Genomic DNA, 24,007 nt, shown 5'->3' on the forward strand with positions numbered 1-24,007 from the left:
GCACTCTGTCCTCTTATTGAGGCCACCAAGTTACTTACGAAGTCTGATCACGACACTTTCGACTCTTGATGGTATGGACTTAGGGGACAGGGCTTAAAAAACAAGACCTTTCCCCGATGGAGATGTGTTTAAAAGGTAACAGACAAAACAGACACAAACTGTTTTTGTTTTTTTATTCGTTTATAATCCAGAACTCATTAAAAAATTGATTTAAACACATGCCAAATATAGAAAATGATCCAACCATCAAGCTTGCATTAGATTTAATTTCACGCCCATCAGTTACCCCTGAAGATGAGGGGTGTCAGCCCTTAATGATTGAGCGATTGAAAAAGCTTGGTTTTGAAGTAGAAAATTTACGTTTTGAAGAAGTTGATAATTTCTGGGCTCGAAAAAATAATGAAGGCCCACTTCTCGTATTTGCCGGGCACACTGATGTAGTGCCTACCGGCCCTGTTGAAAAATGGGATGTACATCCCTTTAAGCCTGAAATCATCGATGGTATTTTCTATGGTCGTGGCGCTGCTGATATGAAGGGTAGCCTGGCTTCTATGATTACCGCATGTGAAAACTTTACTAAAGAACACCCTGACCACAAAGGCTCAATTGGTTTTCTAATCACCAGTGATGAAGAGGGTCCCTCAATCAATGGCACGGTAAAAGTAGTAGAACACCTTGAAGCACGTAATGAAAAAATCGATATGTGTCTGGTTGGCGAGCCATCCAGCACGAACAAACTGGGAGATGTAGTTAAAAATGGTCGCCGTGGTTCATTATCCGGCAACTTAACTATACTGGGCAAACAGGGACATGTTGCCTATCCACATCTGGCCGAAAACCCGATTCACAGTTCAGCGCCAGCACTTGCTGAATTAGCAGCAGAACAATGGGATCAGGGTAATGAGTTTTTCCCTGCAACCAGCTTTCAAATCTCAAATATTAATTCCGGCACAGGTGCTAATAACGTTATACCCGGTGAATGTGACATTATGTTTAACCTGCGTTTTTCAACTGAGGTCACTGAAGAGCAGTTGAAACAACGTGTCGAGGCTATCCTTGATAAGCATAATTTAAAGTATGAATTGCAATGGGTATTATCTGGTCACCCGTTTTTAACTCCTGCAGGTGAACTGGTTGACGCTACCTGTAAGGCAATTAAAGATATTTGCGGATACGACACAGAGTTATCAACCGCTGGTGGCACATCTGATGGACGTTTTATTGCACCCACAGGCGCACAGGTACTTGAACTTGGCCCCCTCAACGCCACCATTCACCAGTTAAATGAACATGTAAAAGCCGAAGACCTGATTACCCTTTCAAAAATTTACCAGCGGATGATGGAACATCTACTATTATAAGATATATATATTCTAATAATATCTACAAAAATAAAGAAATAACAGGATAGTAATAAAAGGGCCAATAAAATGAACCGCGAAAAAGTTGTCTTTAGTTTTTTTATGATTCTCGCACTCACACTCAACTTCGGTTTTTTTGCCGGAGAAGTTGATAACCCTAGCCATCATAATGTTTACGAATTGTTTGCTGTCATCGTCGTTAACCTGATTGCCACCGTGCTTAAGTTTGGGGATCGCTCACAAATGGGAGCCATGTTACTGGCAACCAGCCTTGTTGCACTTGTTCAACTCTTTTCCGCTGCTACTGTCTGGGCATATGTCGTCAATATTCAGGGTAACGAGATGACCGCGGGTACCATGTCCACAATCATTTCATTAAGTGGTGGCGCAATGATCGCTAACTTTATTTCTGTCATACTGCTAATCATTGAAACATCAATGATGCGTCACTAAGCAAACGGGCAAAGCCATGTCACTTGTGACATCACTTATTATGCGCCAGATGCGGGTGCCTATTATTATTTTAATAATGGGTTATGCCATTTCTATACTGGGTATGGTAATCACTCCGGGCATAGATGATCAGGGCAACCCCTGGCATATGAGTTTTTTCGATGCCTTTTATTTTGTAAGTTACACTGCCACAACGATCGGTTTTGGTGAAATTCCTTACACACTTACAAATGCTCAGCGCACCTGGGCACTCATCACAATATACCTTACTGTGATTGCCTGGTTTTACTCACTCGGTAAAATTATTTCATTAGTACAGGACCCAATGTTTCGTGAAGCACTCAAGGAAAATCAGTTTTCACAACAACTGGAACGTATACCCGGTACCTTTATTTTAATATGTGGATTCGGCGAAACAGGGCACGCACTGGCAAGAGCCCTGACTGAGCGCAATATTCACACCGTTGTTATAGAAGAAAATGACAGACTCATTCAAACATTACCTCTTGAGGATTTCCCACTCGTTATCCCGGGTTTTAAAGGGGACGCCAGAGATCCGGAGAAGTTAATACAGGCAGGCTTACAGAACAAAAAATGCGCCGCTGTCATTGCCGTAACCGCTTCAGATGAAACTAATTTAAAGATCGCAGTAACCAGTAAATTACTACATCCGGATATTTGTGTTGTATGTCGATCCGAACTGGAAGAGTACGAAAGCAATATGTTTTCTTTTGGTACTGATTTTGTGATCAACCCGTTTGAAACCTTCGCCAATATATTTGCAATGGCAATGCACTCTCCTTCTTTACATTTATTATATGACTGGTTAACCGGTGTGCCTGATACTGACCTAACCAACCCTATCTATGTTAAGGAAGGACACTGGGTTATTTGTGGTTTTGGGCGTTTTGGACGTGATCTGTACAGTCAACTCCTTAAAAGTAATGTTCAGGTAACGATAATTGATCCCTCGAAAGAAATGCGAGAAAACTTTCTTAACCGACCTGAAAACAAACATAATGACTTTATTATCGGCACCGGTTTTGATGCGCATACATTAACCGTGGCAGGAATTACTGAAGCAGTCGGTCTAATATCAGGCACTGATAACGACACAAACAATCTATCAATTATAATGACTGCACGTGAACTCAACCCTGACCTGTTTATCGTTGCCAGACATAATAAAAAAGCGAATGAAAAACTTTTTGAAGCGACGAAAGCTAATATAATCATGCAACCGAGTGAAATAATTGCTCGCAAAATTCGTACCTTATTAGTATCTCCCTTAATGATTGCCTTTCTAAATAAAGCACGAAACCAGAACCCTGCCTGGGCAAACGTGACTATTAGCCGAATCATGGGTGCACTGGGTGAATCTGTACCAAGCATCTGGACTCTCCATGTAAATGAAAAAGAAGCACGAGCACTCTGTCAGGTATTACGGTTAGGCAGAGTAATACGAGTAGGCAACCTGCTACAAAATCCAAGACAAAGAGAACACCTGTTAGAAGCAGTTCCATTAATGCTTAAACGAAAACAGAAACTGCTGCTAATGCCTACAAATGACATTGCAATTAAATCGGGTGACCAGATACTCTTTTGTGGCACACCTGGCGCACTTCGCAGTATGCAATGGTCACAAAACGATTTACACAGTCTAAATTACATCATGACCTATGAAGATACCCCGGATGCCTTCATATGGAGAAAATTTCATCAGTTTATTAAACGAAATGAACGTCGTAATCGCCCCAGACAGAAACGCCATATAATGAAGTAAACTTTGATATTTAATCAGTAAAACGTCTTCGATATATATATTCTCGCTCAAACTACTCCCACTATTCCTGTAATCATAAACAGGGTTATTGATTACAGGGATATGACTGGTATAATTCAGCCAGACTTGTCCCCGTAGCTCAGCAGGATAGAGCCACCGCCTCCTAAGCGGTAGGTCGGACGTTCGAATCGTCTCGGGGACGCCATATTTATACCAGAACCCTTCTCTTAAAAAGTTCAGGTAAAAACCCTGCATGAATATCATGCAATAACAGTAAGAGTAAAAACTATGTCAGATAAAATATGCCTGGATACTAATCACGGAAAAATCATTATTGAGCTAAATTCAGAAAAAGCACCTATTTCTGCTGAAAATTTCTTAACTTATGTAAAAGAAGAGTTCTTCAACAATACAATTTTTCACCGCGTTATTCCCGGTTTTATGATTCAGGGCGGTGGTTTTATAGAAGGCATGGAGCAAAAAGCAACCAACGCTAATATTAAAAATGAAGCTGACAATGGCCTTGGCAACAAACGTGGCACACTTGCAATGGCGCGTACACCTGATCCAGATTCAGCTAGCTCTCAATTCTTTATAAACCTTAAAGATAACGATTTTTTAAATTACACTGCACCAACCTCTCAAGGCTGGGGTTATGCTGTATTTGGTGAAGTTACTGAAGGCATGGATGTAGTAGACAGCATTGCTCAGGTAGCAACAGGTAACAACATGGGCCACGGTGATGTTCCTGTTGAAACTGTAATTATCAATAGCGCTACATTGGTATAAAATTCAATAAATGGCAAAACATCTATTTATTTCAGATTTACATCTTGCACCTGAACGGCCTGATATTATTCAACTGTTTGTAGAGTTTATGAATAATCAGGCTGCGCAGGCTGAGTCACTTTACATACTGGGTGATCTGGTCGAATACTGGCTTGGAGATGATGATGACGCTGAAGGTCTGAATGCAGCTTTCAACGCCATGAAGAAACAATCAGATAACGGACTGAATATTTACCTAATGCACGGTAACCGTGATTTTCTAATGGGTGAAGATCTTGCCAAACGTGCAGGCTGTAAATTAATACATGAACCTTATATTGCCAATTTAAATAATAGCCCTGCTCTTTTATTACATGGTGATGTTCTTTGCACTGATGATTTACGTTACCTGGAATTACGAAAAGTATTAAGAAGCTCCGCCTGGAAGGACGATTTTTTAAGTAAGACATTAGACGATCGTAAACAGATTGCAGAGGGATTACGCCAACAAAGCAAAGATGATACCCAGTCAAAATCCAGTGATATTATGGATGTGAATAAAAATGCAGTTATCGATGCATTTATTGATAACCATGTATCACTTATGATACATGGTCATACTCATCGCCCTGCAATACATAATGTAGACATCAATAATAAACCAGCAAAACGCATTGTACTGGGAGACTGGTATTCTCAGGGCAGCGTACTGGAAATAGATGATTCTAATACTTACCACCTAAGCCAGATCAGTTAATTAATTTAACACCTGACTAAACAGCTAATTAATATTTTCTGATCTTTCCATATTTTTTAAAAAGCCGCTGTATATTCTTCGTAACCTTCAGGTTTCAAAAATATTTTTTTATTGAATTTACTTTCTTTAAAATCCTTAAGGAACTTTTCATAACCGCGACTAAAACTAATATGTACAGGTAGCCCCACCTTATAATAGTTACCTGAGTGGTACACCTGATCAATCAAAAAACAGGGTGTATGTAACTCTTCAGGTGTGTTTTTTAAAGTTACTACCTGTTGACCTGATAAAACCTGCTGGTATTGATAAAATATTTTCATATCTTCAGCATACATATCCTTTACAAGAGATACACGTGTACAAATTTTATCACCTGCAAGCACCTGATAACTATATACCTGTTTGTTAGCTACCATAGGTGCTCCCTGCATAGCTTTTTCACCTGCAACAACTTTGAAGTTGAATTCAGGTTGCTGCCATGGGTGATTTTCTATTTTCAATATAGTTCTGTCTTCATGATTGATGCTATATATTGTTTTTTCCTTAACATTAAACAAAATAAAATCAGCATTATCATCACCATTATCGATTCTCAAATACTGCTTATTAACTATATAACGCATAACTTGCGAACCTGCGTCCTGCTCCACTTCATCATAAAATAAAACCAGGCTGTTTATCTCTTTCGCTGAAGCAGAATAGACAACAAAAAATAAACTTAACAGTGAAAATAAATATTTTTTCATCTTTTAATTAATCTCCAAAGCATTCAGATCAGCTATTTCTTCCGCTGTAAATCCTGCCTGCAATCTCGCAATTTCATCGAAGGGGCCACGCAGTGAACCATTCATATAATCCTGAATTAACTGTTTAAACGTATCACGATAATTAAGGTTTCTTTTCTCACACAAATATTTATACCAGTGACTACCGATTGCAACATGACCAATTTCATCTTTCTGTATAATTTTCAGATGTGCTATAAATTCTTCATCCTTTTGCTGGGCCAGTTTTTTTAATATAACCGGTGTAACATCCAGCCCTCTTGCTTCCAGCACTCGCGGCACCAACGCCATGCGTATCATTACATCATGTGCTGTTAACTGTGCCATTTCCCATAAACCGTTATGCGCATCATAGTCACCATATTTTACATCACGCTTATGGATATACGATTCGAGCAAGGTAAAATGATAAGCTTCTTCCGCTGCCACTTTTAACCAGTCACCATAAAATTCAGACGGCATATCCGTAAAACGATATACCGCATCTAATGCCAGGTTAATTGCATTGAATTCTATATGCGCCAGAGAATGACATAATATCGCTCTTCCCTTTTCGGTACTTATACTGCGGCGGGAAACATCCCGAGGCGCGACCAGTTTTGGTAATTTCGGTCGGCCCACTTCAGCTATTGTTTCTGGTACAAATGCTCGATCAATTTCAAGCTCACCGGCACACCAGTCATCATAAAGCGCCTGAGTCAAACTCACCTTCTCGGATGGTTTGCAGGCATTCAGACATTCTGCAGTTCGTTGAAATAGTAATGACATGAGAGATAACTCTTAAAAGTAAATTTTTATCTCAAAAGGGGGTGAGAAATTATTATTGTTTAATTTTATGCAATGGAATGAAGATTAGTTTATATATTCTTCATGCACTAGTAACTGTTCAGGTTACCTCTGAATGGCTTCAGATCAAGGCGAAAAATGTGAGCTTACAAATGTAAGTGTCCATTTTTTAACGAAGATATGGAGCCATTCAGAGGTGAGCTGGGCAGTTACGGTCTATTTAGGTTTCCAGACACCAAATGCATCTTGCGATGGTGGCGGAGCCATTTGCGGTTTCTGCGCTTCCATATATTCAAACACATGAGTCATAAAACCACCCAGGTCTTCAAGTGCGTCTTTCTTGTTCATCTGAGGGTTATTAATGTCTGAAAGCATCATACCTGCAGCCGCTACCAGATATTGCATAGCCATAACATCATCACTTGTACGTGCATCCTGTTTTTTTAATGCATCTCGCAAATCTTCCATTAACTGGGGCGATAGTTGAATACCGTCATCACTCATTTTATTTTTCCTGAAATTTAGTTCAATATGGGATTATCCGGGTGCATTCTACATGAAATACCCCCTTTATATCATTCCAAATTATCAGGGATTAGAAATTTATAATGTACAAACTTTGCGTTTATATACCCACAAGCCACCTACAGCCAGTTAAAACAGCGATGTTTGAGGCTGGTGCCGGACAAATTGGTAACTATGACAGCTGTTGCTGGCAATCTCTGGGGCAGGGTCAATTCAGGCCACTTAAAGGTAGTCAGCCTTTTATTGGTCAAACAGGTAAGGTTGAAATTGTTGAAGAGTATAAGGTGGAGCTGGTTGTGAAAGACAGTTTAATCCGGCAGGTGGTTGCCAGTATGAAACAGGCACATCCTTATGAAGAACCCGCTTATGACATCTGGCAACTGACAGACATATAAAATACAGTCGATTATGCTAATATTCGCCTTCGCAGATAATTCGGAGAGTCCTTATGTACGGTTTTAATGTAACAATTGATGCAACTATGGAAGAAGCAGAATCAAAGGTACGCGATGCCCTGGCTACTGAGGGATTTGGAGTATTAACAGAAATTGACGTACAGAAAGTAATGAAAGCCAAGTTAGATATAGACCGAACTGGTTATAAAATTCTCGGTGCATGTAATCCTAATTTAGCACACGAAGCAATTGAGGCTGAACCAGATATCGGCCTGCTATTACCCTGTAATGTATTGTTGCGCCAGGAAGACGGTGGAAAAGTAAATATTGGCTTTATGGATCCTATCGCTGTATTAGGCATGGTTGATAACCCTAAAATTGCAGAAGTTGCACCTATGGTACAGGCCAAACTCAAAAATGTAGCAGCTAGCCTTTAAATTAATTAACACTTAACACCAAGACGGAAACTATATTGTGATCATTAAACCCAAAACTCGTGGATTCATTTGTACAACAACTCACCCTACAGGCTGTGAAGCTAATGTGGCAGAGCAAATTGCTCGCGTGAAAGTCGATGGCGAAGTTAAAAATGGACCTAAAAATGTTCTGGTTATCGGCTCATCAACTGGTTATGGCCTGGCTTCACGCATTACATCAGCATTTGGATCTGGTGCAGCAACACTGGGTGTGTTTTTAGAAAAACCTGCCAAAGAAAAAAAATCCGGATCAGCAGGCTGGTATAACTCTGCGGCATTTGAAAAAGCAGCTCATGCAGAAGGCCTGTATGCCAAAAGCATTAACGGTGATGCTTTTTCAAATGAAATGCGCGATAAAGCAATTGAAACAATAAAACAGGACATGGGTAAAATCGATCTGGTTGTTTACTCACTTGCATCGCCTGTTCGCAAAATGCCTGAAACGGGTGAAGTCATTCGTTCAGTTTTGAAGCCAATTGGTGATGTTTATAAAGCAAGTGCTATCGATACCAGTAAGGACGTTATCATTGAAGCTGAAATAGACCCTGCTTCAGATGAAGAAATAAAAAATACCGTTACAGTTATGGGTGGTGAAGACTGGGAGTTATGGATTAACGCACTTAAAGATGCGGATGTTCTGGCTGAAGGTGTTAAGACCGTTTCATATAGCTATATCGGTACAGAGATCACCTGGCCTATTTACTGGCATGGCGCACTGGGTAAAGCTAAAGAAGATATGGATCGTGCAGCATCATCATTAAGAGAGAGTCTGTCCAGTTTAAATGGTTCAGCTAATATGGCTGTATTAAAAAGCGTAGTCACTCAGGCATCTGCTGCCATACCCGTTATGCCTTTATATATTGCAATGGGCTTCAAGGTTATGAAATCACTGGATATACATGAAGGCTGTATTGAACAGATCAACCGTATGTTCCGTACCCAGTTATATAAAGACGGTGGAGCAGAGCTTGATGATACTGCCCGTATCCGTATGGATGACTGGGAACTTCGTGATGACGTACAGAACAAAGTTAAAGAAGTCTGGCCGGATGTTACAACCGAAAACTTATATGAACTGACTGATTATCAGGGTTATAAAGATGAGTTTTTGAAACTATTTGGCTTTGGTGTAACCGGTATCGATTATGAAGCCGATGTTGATACACTGGTAGATTTTGAACCTATTACCATCTAAACACTTCCGTCATGCCCGAACGTATTCGGGCATGACAGTGTTATGTATCAATCATTTTTTACGTTGTCCAACGTGATAAACCGATTCATAAAACGCCACAGAAACAATAATCAAACCACCAATCACAACACCCTTAGTTGGAATCTCACCTATGATAAGCCATGCAAAAGCGGCTGCAGACAAAGGTTGCAAGCAACTAATCATGGCAATTGATTTAGCCGGTAAATGCTTAAGACTATAAGATAACAGACTATGGGCAGTCGCCGTACTAATCCCGCCTAAGAGAATAAGCAGTAACCAGTCATTTATTTCAAGAGAAGCCGTTGCATCTACATCAACAAACATTAACAGCATAATAGAAATAGCAATTACCTGATGTAATATAAGCCCATCTGAGGATACGGTTGAATGTTTATATTTCTGCAACAAATTCCGTAGCGAAAAAAGAAAAGCCGATATAACACCCCAAAACACACCTTGCACAGCAGCACTATCAAACTGATTTATGTCATCACCAACCATAATCATGACCCCAGCAAAAACAACCAGCGCAGCAATAATATCTGAAACTTGAACACGTTTTTTATTAAACATTGGCTCAAGAAACACCATGATAACCGGATAAGTAAACAGCGCTAACATACCAATAGCCACAGTTGAAACCTGCATCGAATAATAAAAACTTATCCAGTGCAAACCCAGAATAACACCAACCAGATAAACCCCTGCATATTCTCTAATACCGTTTAAACGATATGCTCGCTTTCGAGTATATGCAAAAACAAACAGAACAATGGCAGCTATAACACTACGTAACTGAGTAACAGACACCGCATCAAGCGGAATCAATTTAGAGAACAGGCCATTTAAGGAAAGCAGGAAAACGGCCACATATAAAATACTTAAACCGTGTTTTGAATCTGACATAATATAAGCTGGTAAATAAAAACTGGAATGCATTATAAACTAAAAAACAATATTTAGGCTTTAGTAAATGACCTCAAATTATTTAGAGCACATTATAATTAGGCCTATAATTTAAACATACAGAATTTTTAACCTATACTCTACTAATGCAATTAGAAGGCTATTCCAATCTTACCAAGTTTGCCACCGGTGGCATGGCTGCCGTATATAAAGCTCGCCAGCTGTCATTAAATCGCACTGTCGCCATAAAATTTCTGTCTGCAGAACATTTATGGGATGAAGAGGCCAAGGCATTATTCGATCAGGAATCACTGGTTATTGCCCAGTTAAATCACCCTAATATCATCCATATTATTGATCGCGGCTTAAATGAGAAAGGTCGCCCCTATTTTGTTATGGACTATATACAGGGCAGTGATTTATCTCAGGTCATGCATCAGGAGAAACTAACCCTCAACAGCAAAATAAATCTACTGATACAAATATGCAAAGGTATGGCAACAGCACATAAAAATGGTGTTATTCACCGTGATATCAAACCTTCAAATTTTGTCGTAGATACAGAAAACCATTTACATATATTAGACTTTGGGATTGCCTGGATAGCAGCCAGCGGAAAACCGGAAAACATTGTTGGCACACCTGACTACATGTCTCCAGAGCAGTTCACAAACCCCGAGTCAGTTACACAACTGAGTGATATATATTCACTCGGTGTCATTATGTATGAGATGTTTTTTGGCACATTGCCACCCGGGAGCCCGGATAAACTAACAACCAGTCTGAGCAACCTGCCCGACACGTTAGCACAACTGATTGCTCAGTGCCTTGAAACCAACCCGCAAAAACGCCCAGCGACTGCCGATGAAATTCGTCTTCGATTATTAAAGGTAACAAAAGGTGCACACCTCAATCAAAATCAGAAATCAGAAGCCGACAAAGCAATAAACAATACTGACAATAAATTTTCATTATTAGATATTATTAAAAAAAATGAATTTGGAGCAGTCTATTTATTTGAAGACCTGAGTAGACACAACCTTCTCGTAATAAAAAAACGCACAAAATCTGTTGCCGGATATAATGAAGCGAAAGCACTCAGCACACATAGCCATGAAAATATCATTAAAATATATGGCACATCAAAAAGCAAACAAACCTTTATCATAGTTATGGAGCATCTTTCGAATGGAAGCCTTCAGGACAGACTGGTTAGAAAATTTAGTTTAAATAAATTTATTCCCGTAGCTGAGTCTATTTGCAAAGCATTACAGTTTTCTCATAATGAAAACATAACTCACGGAAATTTACGCCCTAGCAATATTCTCTACAGCAACAAAAACCATATAAAAATTTCTGATTTCGGTTTAGATGAACATTACGCCACAACTGGAAGCAGTAATGACTGGTACCAACCAAATGACCGGGGTGGCTCATCAAAAACCCGGGACATGTATAGTGCCGGTGCTATTTTTTACCGCATGCTCACAGGAAAACCAGTTAAATTTTCAAACAAACGCATACAAAATACTGAAGAATTTGATGGGCTGAATAAAGCCATTAAAAATATTTTACGAAATTTAATGGAAGAAGACACATCTAATCATTACCAGTCATTTGATCAGGTTTTACCTGACCTGAATAAACTGAGACAATATGTTAGAACGGACATAGTTACAAAACCTGACTGGTTTAAAAAAATACTACGAATACTTGGGATACTACTGCTGTTCAATAGTGTGATTTTAGCAATTTATCTTTATTTCAACCCTCAACTGCTTGATGATCTTAGAACGTTTATTGGTTTATAAAATAATCGAACTGTAAGAGTTAGCTTTCGCTGTTGTTTGTTGCGATGTAAAGCATCATCCAGCCACTTTATCTGACTCGTTTCACATCGTTTTTAATATCGTCAGCGAAGCTAACGCCTACAATAAAAAGTATTATTTTTTATTAACGACATACCTACAACCATTCTCTATCAGCAGAAATCAGCTCTAGCTCCGCATATTCAAGCACTACATTTTCAATTAATCCGTACTGCTTATCCAGATATGATTTATCAACACTTAGAAGACATACGCCTATCACTGATTTTTGCCAGCTATCCAGTGCATCAACTTCAGCTATAGAGGCATTAAAGCGACTGCTTAATCTATCTTTTAAACTTTTAATCTGACGACGCTTTTCTTTTAAAGAATGAGCGTTTGGTATATGAAGATTAAGCTTTATTAATAATATATGCATAATTAACTGTTATATTTTTAAACTGCCTGATCGCGACCTTAAGGTCACTCCTACATAAAGTAAACATGTAGGAGCTGGAGAGTTTAAGACGACATTCCAAATTAAAGGTTATGAATTTCTAAACCGAGCTCTTTTACTGTTTCTTCATTGGCTGGATTAGTTACCACAGCAACACTGGCATTTTCCGGTTTTAAATACTTTTCACCTACACGCTTCAAGTCTTCCACTGTGACTTTTAAAACGCGCTCTCGGTAAAGGTGACGCTGTGCCGGCGTACGACCATAAAGTTCATTATGAAAAGCCTGTTTTGCTTCACCAGCAGGTGATCCGGGTTTATCCATACTCCCAATAACACCTAATATTGACTCTTCTACCTGTAACTCTGTGTGTTCTTCATTTAATAACCATTCAATTGATTTATCAAAATCATTCAGTGTTTCAGCTAAACGTGGATCCCGGTATGAGAAGAACCGGAAACAGGCATTACTGGGTTCATGGCTTGCACCACCACCATAAGCACCACCCTGCTCACGAATTACACGATGTAAGAAACCATTTCTCAAAAAACCACCTAATACGGATAGTGCAGCTGCATCTTCATGATTTACACTTACAGTCGGATAAGACTTGGCACTAAAATTAACCTGAGTACTGGTTAACCACGCCTGCTTTACCTGATGTTTTACCTCCGGCAAGTTAAATTCGCTTTGTTCAGAATTACCTTTGCCTGACCAGAAAGTTTGAATATCTTTCTCTAGCTCATTCTGATGATCTTTTTCAGCGATCGTTAAATATTTACGAGGAGCACTTAAAATGTGTTGATGAATATTTTTAAATTTCTCAGCCAGATTTTTTAGAGCATCATCAGCATCCAAAGAATCATCAAGCTCTTTTAACTGTTTAATACCCTGTAAACCCGACAGGCGATGACTTAATTCTGCCGCTGGACTCATGCCACTACTTGCCGCAGTCATTGCCAGGCTATGTCCCTGCCCCGTGACACTTTGCTCTCTTCTTGCTCGCTTCTGCGAGACTAACTCTCGTATTCTTTCCAGCTCATCAAATCGGGCATTCTCCAGCATTTCAGACATCAGTTCATTTAACTGCTGATGGTTTCTTGCTAGTGCTTTACCCGAAAAAACAAAATGTGCTTTTATATTCTGTTCATTATCAATTGAACCACGCACACTTGTATAAGAACCGACACCACCACTTACTGCATCCTGCCAGGCCTGTGACTGTAAATAATCTTTATCACCACAACCTAATTCAGTTAGACAGTATGTATATAAAGGCAGTAAATTTACCAGTTCTTTATCTATATCTGGCAGATCAATAATGATTTGCTGATAAATTAAACCATTGGTTCCCTGATCAAAAAATGTAGCGTCTAAATCACCTAATGATTTAGAGGTTCCAGTGGGTATCTGCATTTTCGCAGGAACATCTTCAAGCCCGACTTTTGGCAGAATACTAATATCATCTTCTTCATTCTGCCTCTTTTCAAGGGCAGCTGCCTGTTCAACAATCTGCTGTTTTTCATCTGCAGAAAGTTTGGCTTTTATTTCTGCTAAGTTATCAGCTTCTGCTTTTTCTTTAGCTTTACTTAAATTTGTATCCGGCGTCATTATCAGACGAATACGATGCTGATTATCAAGCAGATTTTTCTTTACCAGATTTTTAATAAAATCAGGGTCTTTAATATCTTCTCGTAACTGCTCTAACACAGGCTCCAGATTCATAACTGCAATTGGGTCACCACGATGTATTGCAGCCGACAAACCACCTAAAATAAGTTGCATTCCATAAGGGTAACCATCACCACCAATTTCACGCTGTCCTAATTCCAGCTGGTGTAACACCGCATCAACCTGTGACTGATCAACACCATTATTCACAACATCTTCAAGCACATCCAATACCAGTTTTTCTATCGCATCAGCATGTACTGCTTCTGACGCTTCAAGTCCACACATAAAACTCATTTCAAGATTAGAATCTTCCAGACCACACAGTGGTGAAGGTGATGCACCTAAGTCAGTTGTTTCCAGTGCTTTTTGTAAAGGTGATGCTGAGTTGTCCAGTAATACACTGGACATTAAGTGAGCCTGCAACATTTCCTGCAATGAAGTACTTCTACCTAATAACCAGCTAATAACAATATGCGTTTTACCTTTGGTATCTTCTTCGTCAAAGGCATAACTACTCGCAAAATTATGTGGTTCTGTATAACGAGTTTCATCGTCTACTTTTATCTGCATATCAAGTTTTTCAAACCGGCTTAACGCTTTCTCTTCAAACACTTCATGGTGCTGAATTGCGGGTATATCACCAAAAGTCATAAAGACCGAATTTGACGGATGATAATGCACCTTATAAAAATCTTTTAATTGTTGATAACTTAAATCAGGGATATTTTCAGGCTCACCACCTGAATTATAATGGTAGGTTGTCGTGGGAAATAAATGCTCAGTAACTGTCTGCCATAGAGTACTAACAGGCGAGCTCATTGCCCCTTTCATTTCATTAAACACTACTCCTTTATATACCAGATCAGATTCAGGGTCATTCGGTGTTTCAAATTCAAAGCGATGCCCTTCCTGTGCAAAATCCAGTTCATGTAAACGGGAGAAAAATACCGCGTCCAGATACACATCCATTAGATTATCGAAATCTTTGCGATTCTGACTGGCAAACGGATATGCCGTCCAGTCACTACTGGTAAAAGCGTTCATAAAGGTATTCAGCGAACGACGAATCATCATAAAGAACGGGTCACGCACCGGAAAACGCTCACTACCACATAAAGCGGTATGCTCTAACATATGCGCTACACCGGTAGAATCAGTTGGCACTGTTCTCAGGGCAACAAGAAATACATTTTCATTATTATCAGCCGATAAATGGTAATGCGCGGCGCCTGTTTTTATATGTGCATATTCTTCAATAGTAATATTAAGAGAATCAATTCGCTCCGAGCGCTTCCACTGGAATGCTGGGTGTACCTGAGCGGGCTTCAAATCAACAGACGACATATAACTTCCACATTTATTTATTGAGCCAACGATTGTAGCTTGTTACACATTCGAATAAAACGGCTTTTATAACTACTTATCGATATAGCTCACCCTAAAGCGCAGATAGATTTTATATAAGCCAGATATATGCGAGAATAGACCGATAATAAGTAAAAGAATGACACCCAGAATGATTAAATCCCTTACCGCCAATCAGCTGCGTCCTCAATGCACAGCTGAAACACTGCCTTTTAAAACCACCGCAGAACTTGAAGATCTGCCAGATATACTTGGCCAGGATAGAGCTTTTAAAGCGATTGAATTTGGCATTAACGTTAACCACCGTGGATTTAACCTGTTTGTGATGGGCTCATCCGGCCTTGGGAAACACGGCCTGATACGTAAATACCTGACGAATATCTCTCAGGACGAAGACGCGCCATCTGACTGGTGTTATGTACATAATTTTGATCAGGACTATAAACCTAAAGCACTCAAACTACCCTCAGGTCAGGGCCGAGCATTTAAGAAAGACATGAAAAATCTGGTAGAAGATCTGGGTAAAGCGATTAACGCCGCTTTTGAAACCAGTGAATATCAGGAACAGATACAGGTTATTGAAAAGTCTTTCCAGAATAAACAGAGCACTTTACTTGATAAACACGCAGAACAGGCGCGCCAACAGGATATTAATCTGGCAAATACACCTTCCGGTTTTATGCTCACACCTATTATTGATGGACGCAATATCACCGAAGAAGAATATGACCAGTTATCAGATGAAATAAAAGACGACATTGAAGAAAAAATAGCCAGTTTTCAGGAAGAACTGGAATATCTGGCACCTGAAATGTCACGTCAACGTCGCGAACATAATATAAGAATCAAAAAGCTGAATCGAAAAGTTGCCCTGTTTGCTACCAGCAACTTAATCAAAGACACCAAGCGTAAATATAAAGCGCTTCCCGAGGTTGTAAATTACCTTAAAGCATTACAGGAAGATGTGTTACATCACCTGGAAGAATTCACCGAACTTGAAGAAGATGACTCCAGTGGTGAATCATCACAGCAACAAAATACTAAAAGTGAATCTTTACAACGTTATCAGGTAAATTTAATTGTTGAAAGCGGCAAACAAAAAGGTGCACCGGTCGTATACCTTGATAATCCAACCTACCAAAACCTGGTAGGTCGGATTGAATATGAAAATCGTTCCAGTAATCCGGGAAACAATTTCACCCTGATAAAACCGGGTGCATTGTTGCAGGCTAATGGTGGATATCTGGTACTCGATGCACATAAAATTTTAAGTGCACCCCATGCATGGGATGCACTTAAGCGCAGCATGTATGCGAAGAAAGCTAAAATTGAGAATCTGGATCAGGCTGTTGGTGGAGATAACTCGGTTACACTTGAACCAGAACCTATCCCATTAAAAGTTAAAATTATATTATTAGGTGATCGCAACACGTATTACTTATTACATGAAATAGATCCTGACTTTCCGGAACTATTTAAAGTTGAAGCCGATTTTGAAGAAGAGATTCAACGAACTGAAGATTCAACGCTAAAATATGCGCGCCTAATTGCATCACGCACGCGTAAGTTTGATTTAAAAGATATGGATGCCGCTGCAGTTGCCAGAATAATTGAATTTAGTTCACGCATGGCTAACGACTCTGAACGCTTATCAACCCGTTTACGTACTATTGATGATCTGTTAATTGAAACCCAGTATCACGCCGTACAATCAAATAGCGAATTAATATCCGAACTACATGTGCAAAAAGCAATTGATGCACAAATTGAACGCACCTGTCGAATACAGGGGTTAATTCAAAGCGATATCCAGCGCGGCACATTAATGATTCGCACAGAGAACGAAGTGGTTGGTGAAATCAATGGCCTCTCGGTATTTGAAATTGGTAAATATGGATTTGGACAACCATCACGTATTTCTGCCTCGGTTCATTTAGGTGATGGGAAAATTATTAATATTGAACGTGAAGTAGATTTAAGTGGTTCCATACATGACAAGGGCGTTCTTATTTTATCTGCACTATTAGCCAGCAGATATACAAAAGATACTCCTCTTTCTTTTTCAGCCAGCATTACATTTGAACAGTCTTATGGATTAATTGATGGAGATAGTGCATCGGTTGCTGAATTATGCGTATTAATTTCCGCCCTGACCGAACTACCCATTAAACAGGGACTGGCCATTACCGGCTCACTTAATCAGCAGGGTTTTGTTCAGGCTATTGGTGGTGTAAATGAAAAAATTGAAGGTTTCTTTGATATCTGTCATCAACGTGGATTAACCGGTGAGCAGGGCTGCATTATTCCTGAAGTCAATGTTAAAAATCTGTCACTGAGAAAAGATGTGATTGATGCGATCGATCAGGGACAATTTCATATCTACCCTGTTGTGCGTTATCAACAGGCAATGGAATTGTTAATGGGCGTACCTGCCGGTGAAGAACACATAGATGGCAGTTACGATAAAGACAGTATTAACGATCTTTTAGTAAAACGTTTATGTCAGTTTGCTAAAAACAGAAAGGCATCACAGATTGTTTTATAAAATCTGGAGGCGAAGTCATATTTGATACGTAAGTGTAAATAATCCTGAGATGCAACTAAACCAAATATGACGTCGTCCCCGATAGTCTTTATTATTTATACTTTACTGGAAAATCTGCACCTTCGTAACAATGCAACAGTTTTTTATTAGCACCTTCACTTAACAGTCTGAACATCATTATTATCTTTCATACCTAATAATCGTTTCAAAAACGCCCTTATATCATGTCCAACCGCAAGCGTGGCAGGTATCGTAAATAATGTAACCACCGTTGCAAATGCTAACCCTGATGATAATGCCAGCGCCATAGGTGAAACAAAATGATCTAATCCACCCCAGCCGTAGGCTGTTGGTAATAGCCCCATCACTGTAGTTGCTGCTGTCAATAATACGGCTCTGAAACGTCTACGCCCCGCCAGTAGTATCGCTTCTTTTATTTTCATTCCTTCTTCTCGTGCCCTTTGAACAAACACCAGTAACACCAGAGAACTATTAACGACAACCCCGGTTAAGGCAACCATACCCATGGTAGAAAAGAATGAAAGAGGCATAGGTTTCCAGAGCAAACCATGCAAATAAAAACTTATAATCACGCCAATCGCGCCAAATGGAATTGCCAGCATCACCAGTAAAGGGTAAGCCATATTATTAAACTGAATTGCCAGTATAAAAAATATAGCGATTATCGCGACAATAAAAGCCTTACCCAGACTAATAAATGACTCAAGGTTTTTTTCCTGTTCACCACCATAATTAACAGTGACTTTTTCATTCAGGCCTTTAAGCCATAACGACTCATTATCCTGCACAATTTTATTCAGCTTCAAGCTGGATAAAACCAGACTATCAATATCAGCAACCACATTTACAATGCGTAAACCATTTTTATGTCGAATTGTCGTATAACCCCGGTGCTCTTCTAACGTTGCAATTTTATGCAAAGGCACTAAACCACCACGGTTATTCGGAATTAATACTTTATTAATTTGTTCCAGCTCATCTACACCGTCCGATGGAAAATGAATAGTCACATCTATCTCTTCTGTTCCTTTACGAATAGTTGAAACAACCAGACCATCTGCCGCTGCTCGCACATGCCGGGAAACAATATCCAGATCAATACCCGCATAAGTTGCCAGTTGACGATCAAGCACAACATGCAATTCAGTATCTCCGGGTTTTAAACCACTATCTATAGTTGTTACCCCTTCAACTGTAAGTAAATAATCCATTAACTGTTGTGCCGCCTGCTCACTCGACTTTACATCAAAACCACTAATTTCCGCCTCTAATGCACGCCCTAATGGCGGGCCATTTGAAATTAATGTTGAAGATATCTCCAGCTCTGAATATTTATCTTTCAATAAAATAGTAATTTTATTCATATCGTCTTTCGCATCATGCTCAGGACGACTAACTGCCGGTGTATAAATAGCGCGTATTTGACCGTACCGACTTCCACGCTGGGTAAGGGGGTCACCCTCATCCATAGAAATATCACCACTTTGTGATACCGTTGCTTCAAGATATTCCAAATTAGAATTATCACGCATATCCTGATCTACACCACGCAATATTTCTCGCATACTTTTTAATGATGTACCGGGTTTAGCGGTGACACGAACAAGATATTCTTCCACACCTGCAGGAGGGAATAACTGAAACTGCATATTTTGCTTAGCGAAAAGGATTGTTCCTATCAATATCGAAAATGAAATAATTACAGTAATCCAGCGAAAACGTATCGCCCTTTCAAGCATCCACCCATAAGTATTTTCTAGCGCTAATAACCAGGCACGCTCTTTAGGGTGTTTGTTCGGATTCGTTACATGAGCCACATGACTGGGCAACATAAAAAAGGATTCTAACCAGGATAAAATTAATAAACTGATAACAACAATGGGAATAGCAATGACAAACTTACCAATAATACCCGACATAAACATCATTGGTAAAAATGCTGCAACAGTTGTGAGGATTGTCGTTGTAACCGGACCGATTAATTCAACCGCACCTTTTACTGCAGCCTCTATCGGATTTAATCCTTTTTCCATATGATAGGTAATATTTTCTCCAATAATAATGGCATCATCAACCAGCATCCCCAATACCATTATAAAACCCATCATCGAGATTAGATTTAAAGTCATGCCTAAAGCATAAATAACGGCAACACCTGTCATAAAAATAATAGGCAAACCCCAGGTTGTTGTCATCGCAACTGAAAAACGTAAGAATAGAATTAATGAGATAAAAACGAGAACAACACCAACAAGACCATTATTAGTCAACACACCTAAACGCATGCGGGCAAAACGCGAAAAATCCTGAAATGACTTAACCGTCAGATCTTCACCATATCGAGCAGGTATCGTTTCTAGATAAGGTTTAACCAGATCTATAGTATCAATAATATCCGCGTCAGATCTTTTCAAAACTAATAATGAGACCGCAGAAATCCCCTGCACATCATGTAGAGTTCGTGGCTTTTCAAGTGCTTCCGTGATTTTAGCCACATCACCTAAACGTAACGAATTACCTCTGGCATTCGCACGAATAATAATACTTTCTGCGTCTTCAATACTATTAAACTCACCCACAATACGAATAGATTTCTGACCTTCAGAAGTGTTAATTTCACCACCCGGTGTATTCAAATTCCAACCACGTAAAATCCGTGATATCTGATCAACGGAAAGCCTCGCTTTACGTAATTTTTCAGGATCAACTTCAACACTGTATTCTGCTTTTCTATCACTTAATAAACCAATTTTTGCCACGCCTTCTATTGCCAGCAAATCTTCTTTTACAAGATCACCCAATCGTTTTAATTCAAGTTCAGATCGTTTCCCCGAAATAGCCACACGTAAAATTGGAAATACAGCACCATCAACTTCTGTTACAAATGGATCATTGGGCAGGTCGTTTGGTAATTTTGCTCGATCAACTGCTAAAGATATATCTGATGTTAATCTATCTCTATTATTAGCATATGGATCCACCTCCATTGAGATTCGGCCAGAACCTGGAAAAGCCATAGATATCATTTTATCTATGCCATTAATTGAACGTAATTCCTGCTCTATCGGTGTAATAATGAGTTGCTCTACTTCACCAGGTGATGCCCCTGGGTATACGACATCAATTTGAATAATATCAAGATTCACATTAGGAAAAGCTTCTACCTGAATATATTTAAGCGCAGCAATGGTTCCTATTCCAAGCAGAAAAACTGAAACCAGATTAACGACAAGGCCACGTGTAACCAGATAACGTATTATCGATTCCATTATTGATTACTCCCTTTTTGATTACTCAATATGGTGTCATCAAATGTAAACTGCGGCAATACAATGTCCTGCCATATACCACCACGTATTAAATTAAGTTGATGATAACGGCGTATTAATTCAATCGCCTGCAAATCATAAGATAGTTCAGCCACGGATAACTGCGATTCAAAATCAATAATAATATCGGTTTCTATACGCCCATCCTTATAACGCTCTAAAGCTTCTTTTAATTTTTTATCTTCAGCCTGAACACTCTTTTTAAATGCAATTAGCGCAATTTCACTGGATTTAATTTCTGCCAGTAAACTGGAGAGATCATATTGCAAATCTTCTAATATCTGTTTTTTATCTTCCAGTGCAATACCTCTGTCATAATGAGCCTGACGTAATTCTGCATCAAAGCCACTTTTATCAAGTCCTCTATTAAATTCCAGACTGATACCACCAATTAGTTCTGACTCATCAAGATCACCACTACTCGTCTCACCCTGATTAAATTCATTGCCTACATATAACACCAGATCAAGATCATCCTTTCTTTTATCACGGCTACTTCTAATGGCACTATTAGCCAACTGTAATCTTGCATCAATTTGTTTTAATGCAGGACTATGAGCCTGAGATTGCTTATAAAGATCAATATAATTTTTATTCTGTGAACGGTTAATACTCGTATCGGGTAGCAGAACATTTTCCCAGTGTTTGCCCATTAATCGATTTAGAGAAATAACCTGTTTTAACATCGCTACCTGTAAACTCTGTTTATCTGCCTGATTAATGCTTAATCTTGCATCCACCTGCAATACATCTTTTTCTTCAGACAAACCAAGTTTAAATTCATCCTGAATATATTCTTTTAAACGCTGCGCGCGTTCAATGGTTTTATCAATACTATTAATTCGAGCCTGAGTAGTTGCCGCGGCAAGGTATAACTCGATAACCTGAGAAGCCAGTTGATCATATAGACTTAATTTATCACTGAGCGCGAGAAGCTCTCCTGCTTCAGCAGATGCTAATCCTTCTGCATATAAAGTATTACCTGCCCCTTTCTCAAACTTATGTCGATAATTTACATCTAGACGTGTTTTAGTTGTTGGGTTTGGAATTGTCGGCCCAAACGTATCCGTCGCATCCTCACGCGAAATATTGGCATTAAATCCCAACAGGCCACCATTTTCCAGACTTCTATTTACACTACCGCCCACATTATAACGATCAGTCGCGGTTCCAAATAAACTGGTATCACGAGAATAACCTGCATTGCTGTTTAATAACCACGAGAGCTGGCTTTCTACTTTTATATTTTCCTGATTAGCTTTTTCAACCTGATATGCAGCGGATTTTATTGAAGGGTAATGATCAACAACTCTTTGTAAAACCTGATGTAAATTTAAATGTTCAGCCATAACTGATGATTGAAAAATCAGTAACACAAACATTGCACCTTTTATCTTCCAGAATTTCATGAGTGTGCATTCTCCCTGTTTGACTCAAGTGATAACACCTGCGGCTGCTTAACAAGACTATTTAATATAAATTCTGTATGTAACTGAAGATAATTCTGAGTACCGGACTCATCATCATAAGGTTTCAAAGAATGCATCCAGATTGTCGCCTGCACTAAAGGGGCAACAACAAGCCGAGCTACTGCCTCTGATTCATACAGGTTAAATTCACCATTAATCATGCCTCTGCTAATTACTTTGCTAAATAGATTGCGGGACCGGATAACAACATTTTGTGTGAAATAACTCGCCAGCTCAGGAAAGTTACCCGACTCCGCTACGATAATTTTAGGAATTGCAGATAAGGATGTGCAGGCAATACTCATCCACCAGCCATTAATAAGTTGTTTTAATAATTCAGCCTGAGAACCTTCAAAACTCTCAACCATTGCCTCCACTTCATCAAGCTGAGGGGTAATACGTTGCTGTACCACATCTTTGAAGATAGCTTCTTTGCTATCAAAATATAAATAAAGTGTGCCTTTAGAGATTCCAGCTGATTTAGCAACATCAACCATCCGGGTTGAGCTAAAACCTTTTTCAGTGAATAACTGAAGCGCTGCATCAAGAATTTCTTCTGGACGAGCCTCTTTACGGCGTTTCCAACGGCATTTTGAATCTGTTTTTTTATCACAGAACATGATTATTCACTTATATAACTGACCGGTCAGTTATATATTAATGATTAATGACCTTCTGTCCAGTTAAATAATCAATATTGAGCCTTGAACACAAATAAAAAAGAAACCGCAAATGGAAGAGAATATATTGATAAAGGCGTAAGTTGTCCGTTAGGTTTCAATTGTTGACCATGGTCGACTTTTTTCAACAGCGCAAATCGCGGTAAAATTAGATATTTAGGGATAATCGAAAGGCAAACCCTTAGCATCCTGCTTTCGCTATATATTTAGATAAAACCTATATTAGAAAAAATTACTATGAGACCTGTTCTTTCTAAACAGGATTATATGAATGAGACATTGTATGCGGAGGCTTTATTCTTACGTGACATCAATTATGAAGATGACATGGTGCGACCTAAATTAACTTATGAGCATAGCGATGAAGTTAATTCATGTATTTAGGTAGTTTAAAAAGACCAATTAAGTTGTTGGCGAAGCTCTAACAGCATTTCAGGCCTAACCCCGTT

At 39.2% G+C, this 24,007-nt stretch carries 19 protein-coding genes and 1 tRNA gene; 11 read left to right on the top strand and 9 right to left on the bottom strand.

All coding sequences use genetic code 11. The features are described from left to right. Positions 1-218: 218 nt before the first annotated feature. The 6 genes from DIZ80_02905 to DIZ80_02930 all read left to right on the top strand — a co-directional run bounded on the left by DIZ80_02905 (position 219) and on the right by DIZ80_02930 (position 5,122). Entirely contained in the window at positions 219-1,361 is a 1,143-nt protein-coding gene (locus tag DIZ80_02905; GenBank protein ID RDH84444.1) for a succinyl-diaminopimelate desuccinylase, read from the top strand. A gap of 69 nt (positions 1,362-1,430) precedes the next feature. Beyond that, entirely contained in the window at positions 1,431-1,814 is a 384-nt protein-coding gene (locus DIZ80_02910) for a hypothetical protein (protein ID RDH84445.1), read from the top strand. A 16-nt stretch (positions 1,815-1,830) separates the two neighbouring features. Further along, positions 1,831-3,597 carry a potassium transporter TrkA gene (locus DIZ80_02915; protein ID RDH84446.1) on the top strand — a complete coding sequence of 589 codons (1,767 nt, stop codon included), beginning with the start codon at positions 1,831-1,833 and terminating at the stop codon, positions 3,595-3,597. 128 nt (positions 3,598-3,725) lie between these two features. Continuing rightward, positions 3,726-3,802 (top strand) — tRNA-Arg (locus tag DIZ80_02920). Between the two features lie 83 nt (positions 3,803-3,885). Next, positions 3,886-4,386 (top strand): cyclophilin, encoded by a 501-nt coding sequence (locus DIZ80_02925; GenBank protein ID RDH84447.1) that lies wholly within the window; start codon positions 3,886-3,888, stop codon positions 4,384-4,386. Between the two features lie 10 nt (positions 4,387-4,396). Then, positions 4,397-5,122, top strand: a complete 726-nt coding sequence (locus DIZ80_02930) for a UDP-2,3-diacylglucosamine diphosphatase (GenBank protein RDH84448.1) — start codon at positions 4,397-4,399, stop codon at positions 5,120-5,122. A 56-nt stretch (positions 5,123-5,178) separates the two neighbouring features. On the opposite strand, the gene DIZ80_02935 is transcribed toward DIZ80_02930, so the two are convergent. From DIZ80_02935 to DIZ80_02945, 3 genes are all read right to left on the bottom strand, one after another. After that, entirely contained in the window at positions 5,179-5,868 is a 690-nt protein-coding gene (locus DIZ80_02935) for a hypothetical protein (GenBank protein RDH84449.1), read from the bottom strand. Between the two features lie 3 nt (positions 5,869-5,871). Then, a complete protein-coding gene (locus DIZ80_02940; GenBank protein ID RDH84450.1) occupies positions 5,872-6,675 on the bottom strand; it encodes a DUF455 domain-containing protein in 804 nt (267 codons plus the stop codon). Positions 6,676-6,909: 234 nt separating this feature from the next. Continuing rightward, positions 6,910-7,197, bottom strand: a complete 288-nt coding sequence (locus tag DIZ80_02945; protein ID RDH84451.1) for a hypothetical protein — start codon at positions 7,195-7,197, stop codon at positions 6,910-6,912. 104 nt (positions 7,198-7,301) lie between these two features. On the opposite strand from DIZ80_02945, the gene DIZ80_02950 reads away from it, so the two are divergent. From DIZ80_02950 to DIZ80_02960, 3 genes are read left to right on the top strand one after another with little or no spacing between them, the layout of a single operon-like run. Then, positions 7,302-7,613: an NGG1p interacting factor NIF3 gene (locus DIZ80_02950; GenBank protein ID RDH84452.1), complete on the top strand. Its 312-nt coding sequence runs from the start codon at positions 7,302-7,304 to the stop codon at positions 7,611-7,613. Positions 7,614-7,666: 53 nt separating this feature from the next. After that, positions 7,667-8,050, top strand: a complete 384-nt coding sequence (locus DIZ80_02955; protein RDH84453.1) for a hypothetical protein — start codon at positions 7,667-7,669, stop codon at positions 8,048-8,050. 37 nt (positions 8,051-8,087) lie between these two features. Further along, a complete protein-coding gene (locus DIZ80_02960) occupies positions 8,088-9,284 on the top strand; it encodes a bifunctional NADH-specific enoyl-ACP reductase/trans-2-enoyl-CoA reductase (protein RDH84454.1) in 1,197 nt (398 codons plus the stop codon). A gap of 51 nt (positions 9,285-9,335) precedes the next feature. On the opposite strand, the gene DIZ80_02965 is transcribed toward DIZ80_02960, so the two are convergent. Next, the gene (locus tag DIZ80_02965) at positions 9,336-10,211 is read right to left on the bottom strand and encodes an EamA family transporter (GenBank protein RDH84455.1); all 876 of its coding nucleotides are present in this window, start codon (positions 10,209-10,211) and stop codon (positions 9,336-9,338) included. Between the two features lie 146 nt (positions 10,212-10,357). Here DIZ80_02965 and DIZ80_02970 point away from each other — a divergent pair, with 146 nt between their 5' ends. Further along, positions 10,358-12,022 carry a serine/threonine protein kinase gene (locus tag DIZ80_02970; protein RDH84456.1) on the top strand — a complete coding sequence of 555 codons (1,665 nt, stop codon included), beginning with the start codon at positions 10,358-10,360 and terminating at the stop codon, positions 12,020-12,022. 154 nt (positions 12,023-12,176) lie between these two features. Here DIZ80_02970 and DIZ80_02975 read toward each other — a convergent pair whose 3' ends face one another. Beyond that, positions 12,177-12,458, bottom strand: coding sequence for a DUF503 domain-containing protein (locus tag DIZ80_02975; GenBank protein ID RDH84457.1), 282 nt, complete (start codon positions 12,456-12,458; stop codon positions 12,177-12,179). 101 nt (positions 12,459-12,559) lie between these two features. Further along, on the bottom strand, positions 12,560-15,493 hold the full coding sequence (locus DIZ80_02980) for a peptidase M16 (protein ID RDH84458.1): 2,934 nt from the start codon (positions 15,491-15,493) through the stop codon (positions 12,560-12,562). 160 nt (positions 15,494-15,653) lie between these two features. On the opposite strand from DIZ80_02980, the gene DIZ80_02985 reads away from it, so the two are divergent. Next, positions 15,654-18,059: an ATP-dependent protease gene (locus DIZ80_02985; protein ID RDH84459.1), complete on the top strand. Its 2,406-nt coding sequence runs from the start codon at positions 15,654-15,656 to the stop codon at positions 18,057-18,059. Between the two features lie 155 nt (positions 18,060-18,214). On the opposite strand, the gene DIZ80_02990 is transcribed toward DIZ80_02985, so the two are convergent. From DIZ80_02990 to DIZ80_03000, 3 genes are read right to left on the bottom strand one after another with little or no spacing between them, the layout of a single operon-like run. Beyond that, entirely contained in the window at positions 18,215-21,349 is a 3,135-nt protein-coding gene (locus DIZ80_02990) for a hypothetical protein (protein ID RDH84460.1), read from the bottom strand. Next, a complete protein-coding gene (locus DIZ80_02995) occupies positions 21,349-22,818 on the bottom strand; it encodes a hypothetical protein (protein ID RDH84461.1) in 1,470 nt (489 codons plus the stop codon). The genes DIZ80_02990 and DIZ80_02995 overlap by 1 nt, the downstream gene beginning before the upstream one ends. Beyond that, a complete protein-coding gene (locus DIZ80_03000) occupies positions 22,815-23,498 on the bottom strand; it encodes a TetR family transcriptional regulator (GenBank protein ID RDH84462.1) in 684 nt (227 codons plus the stop codon). Before DIZ80_03000 ends, DIZ80_02995 begins: the two co-directional genes overlap by 4 nt. Positions 23,499-24,007: the final 509 nt, after the last annotated feature.

The organism is endosymbiont of Galathealinum brachiosum (assembly GCA_003349885.1).
Taxonomy (GTDB): domain Bacteria; phylum Pseudomonadota; class Gammaproteobacteria; order SZUA-229; family SZUA-229; genus SZUA-229.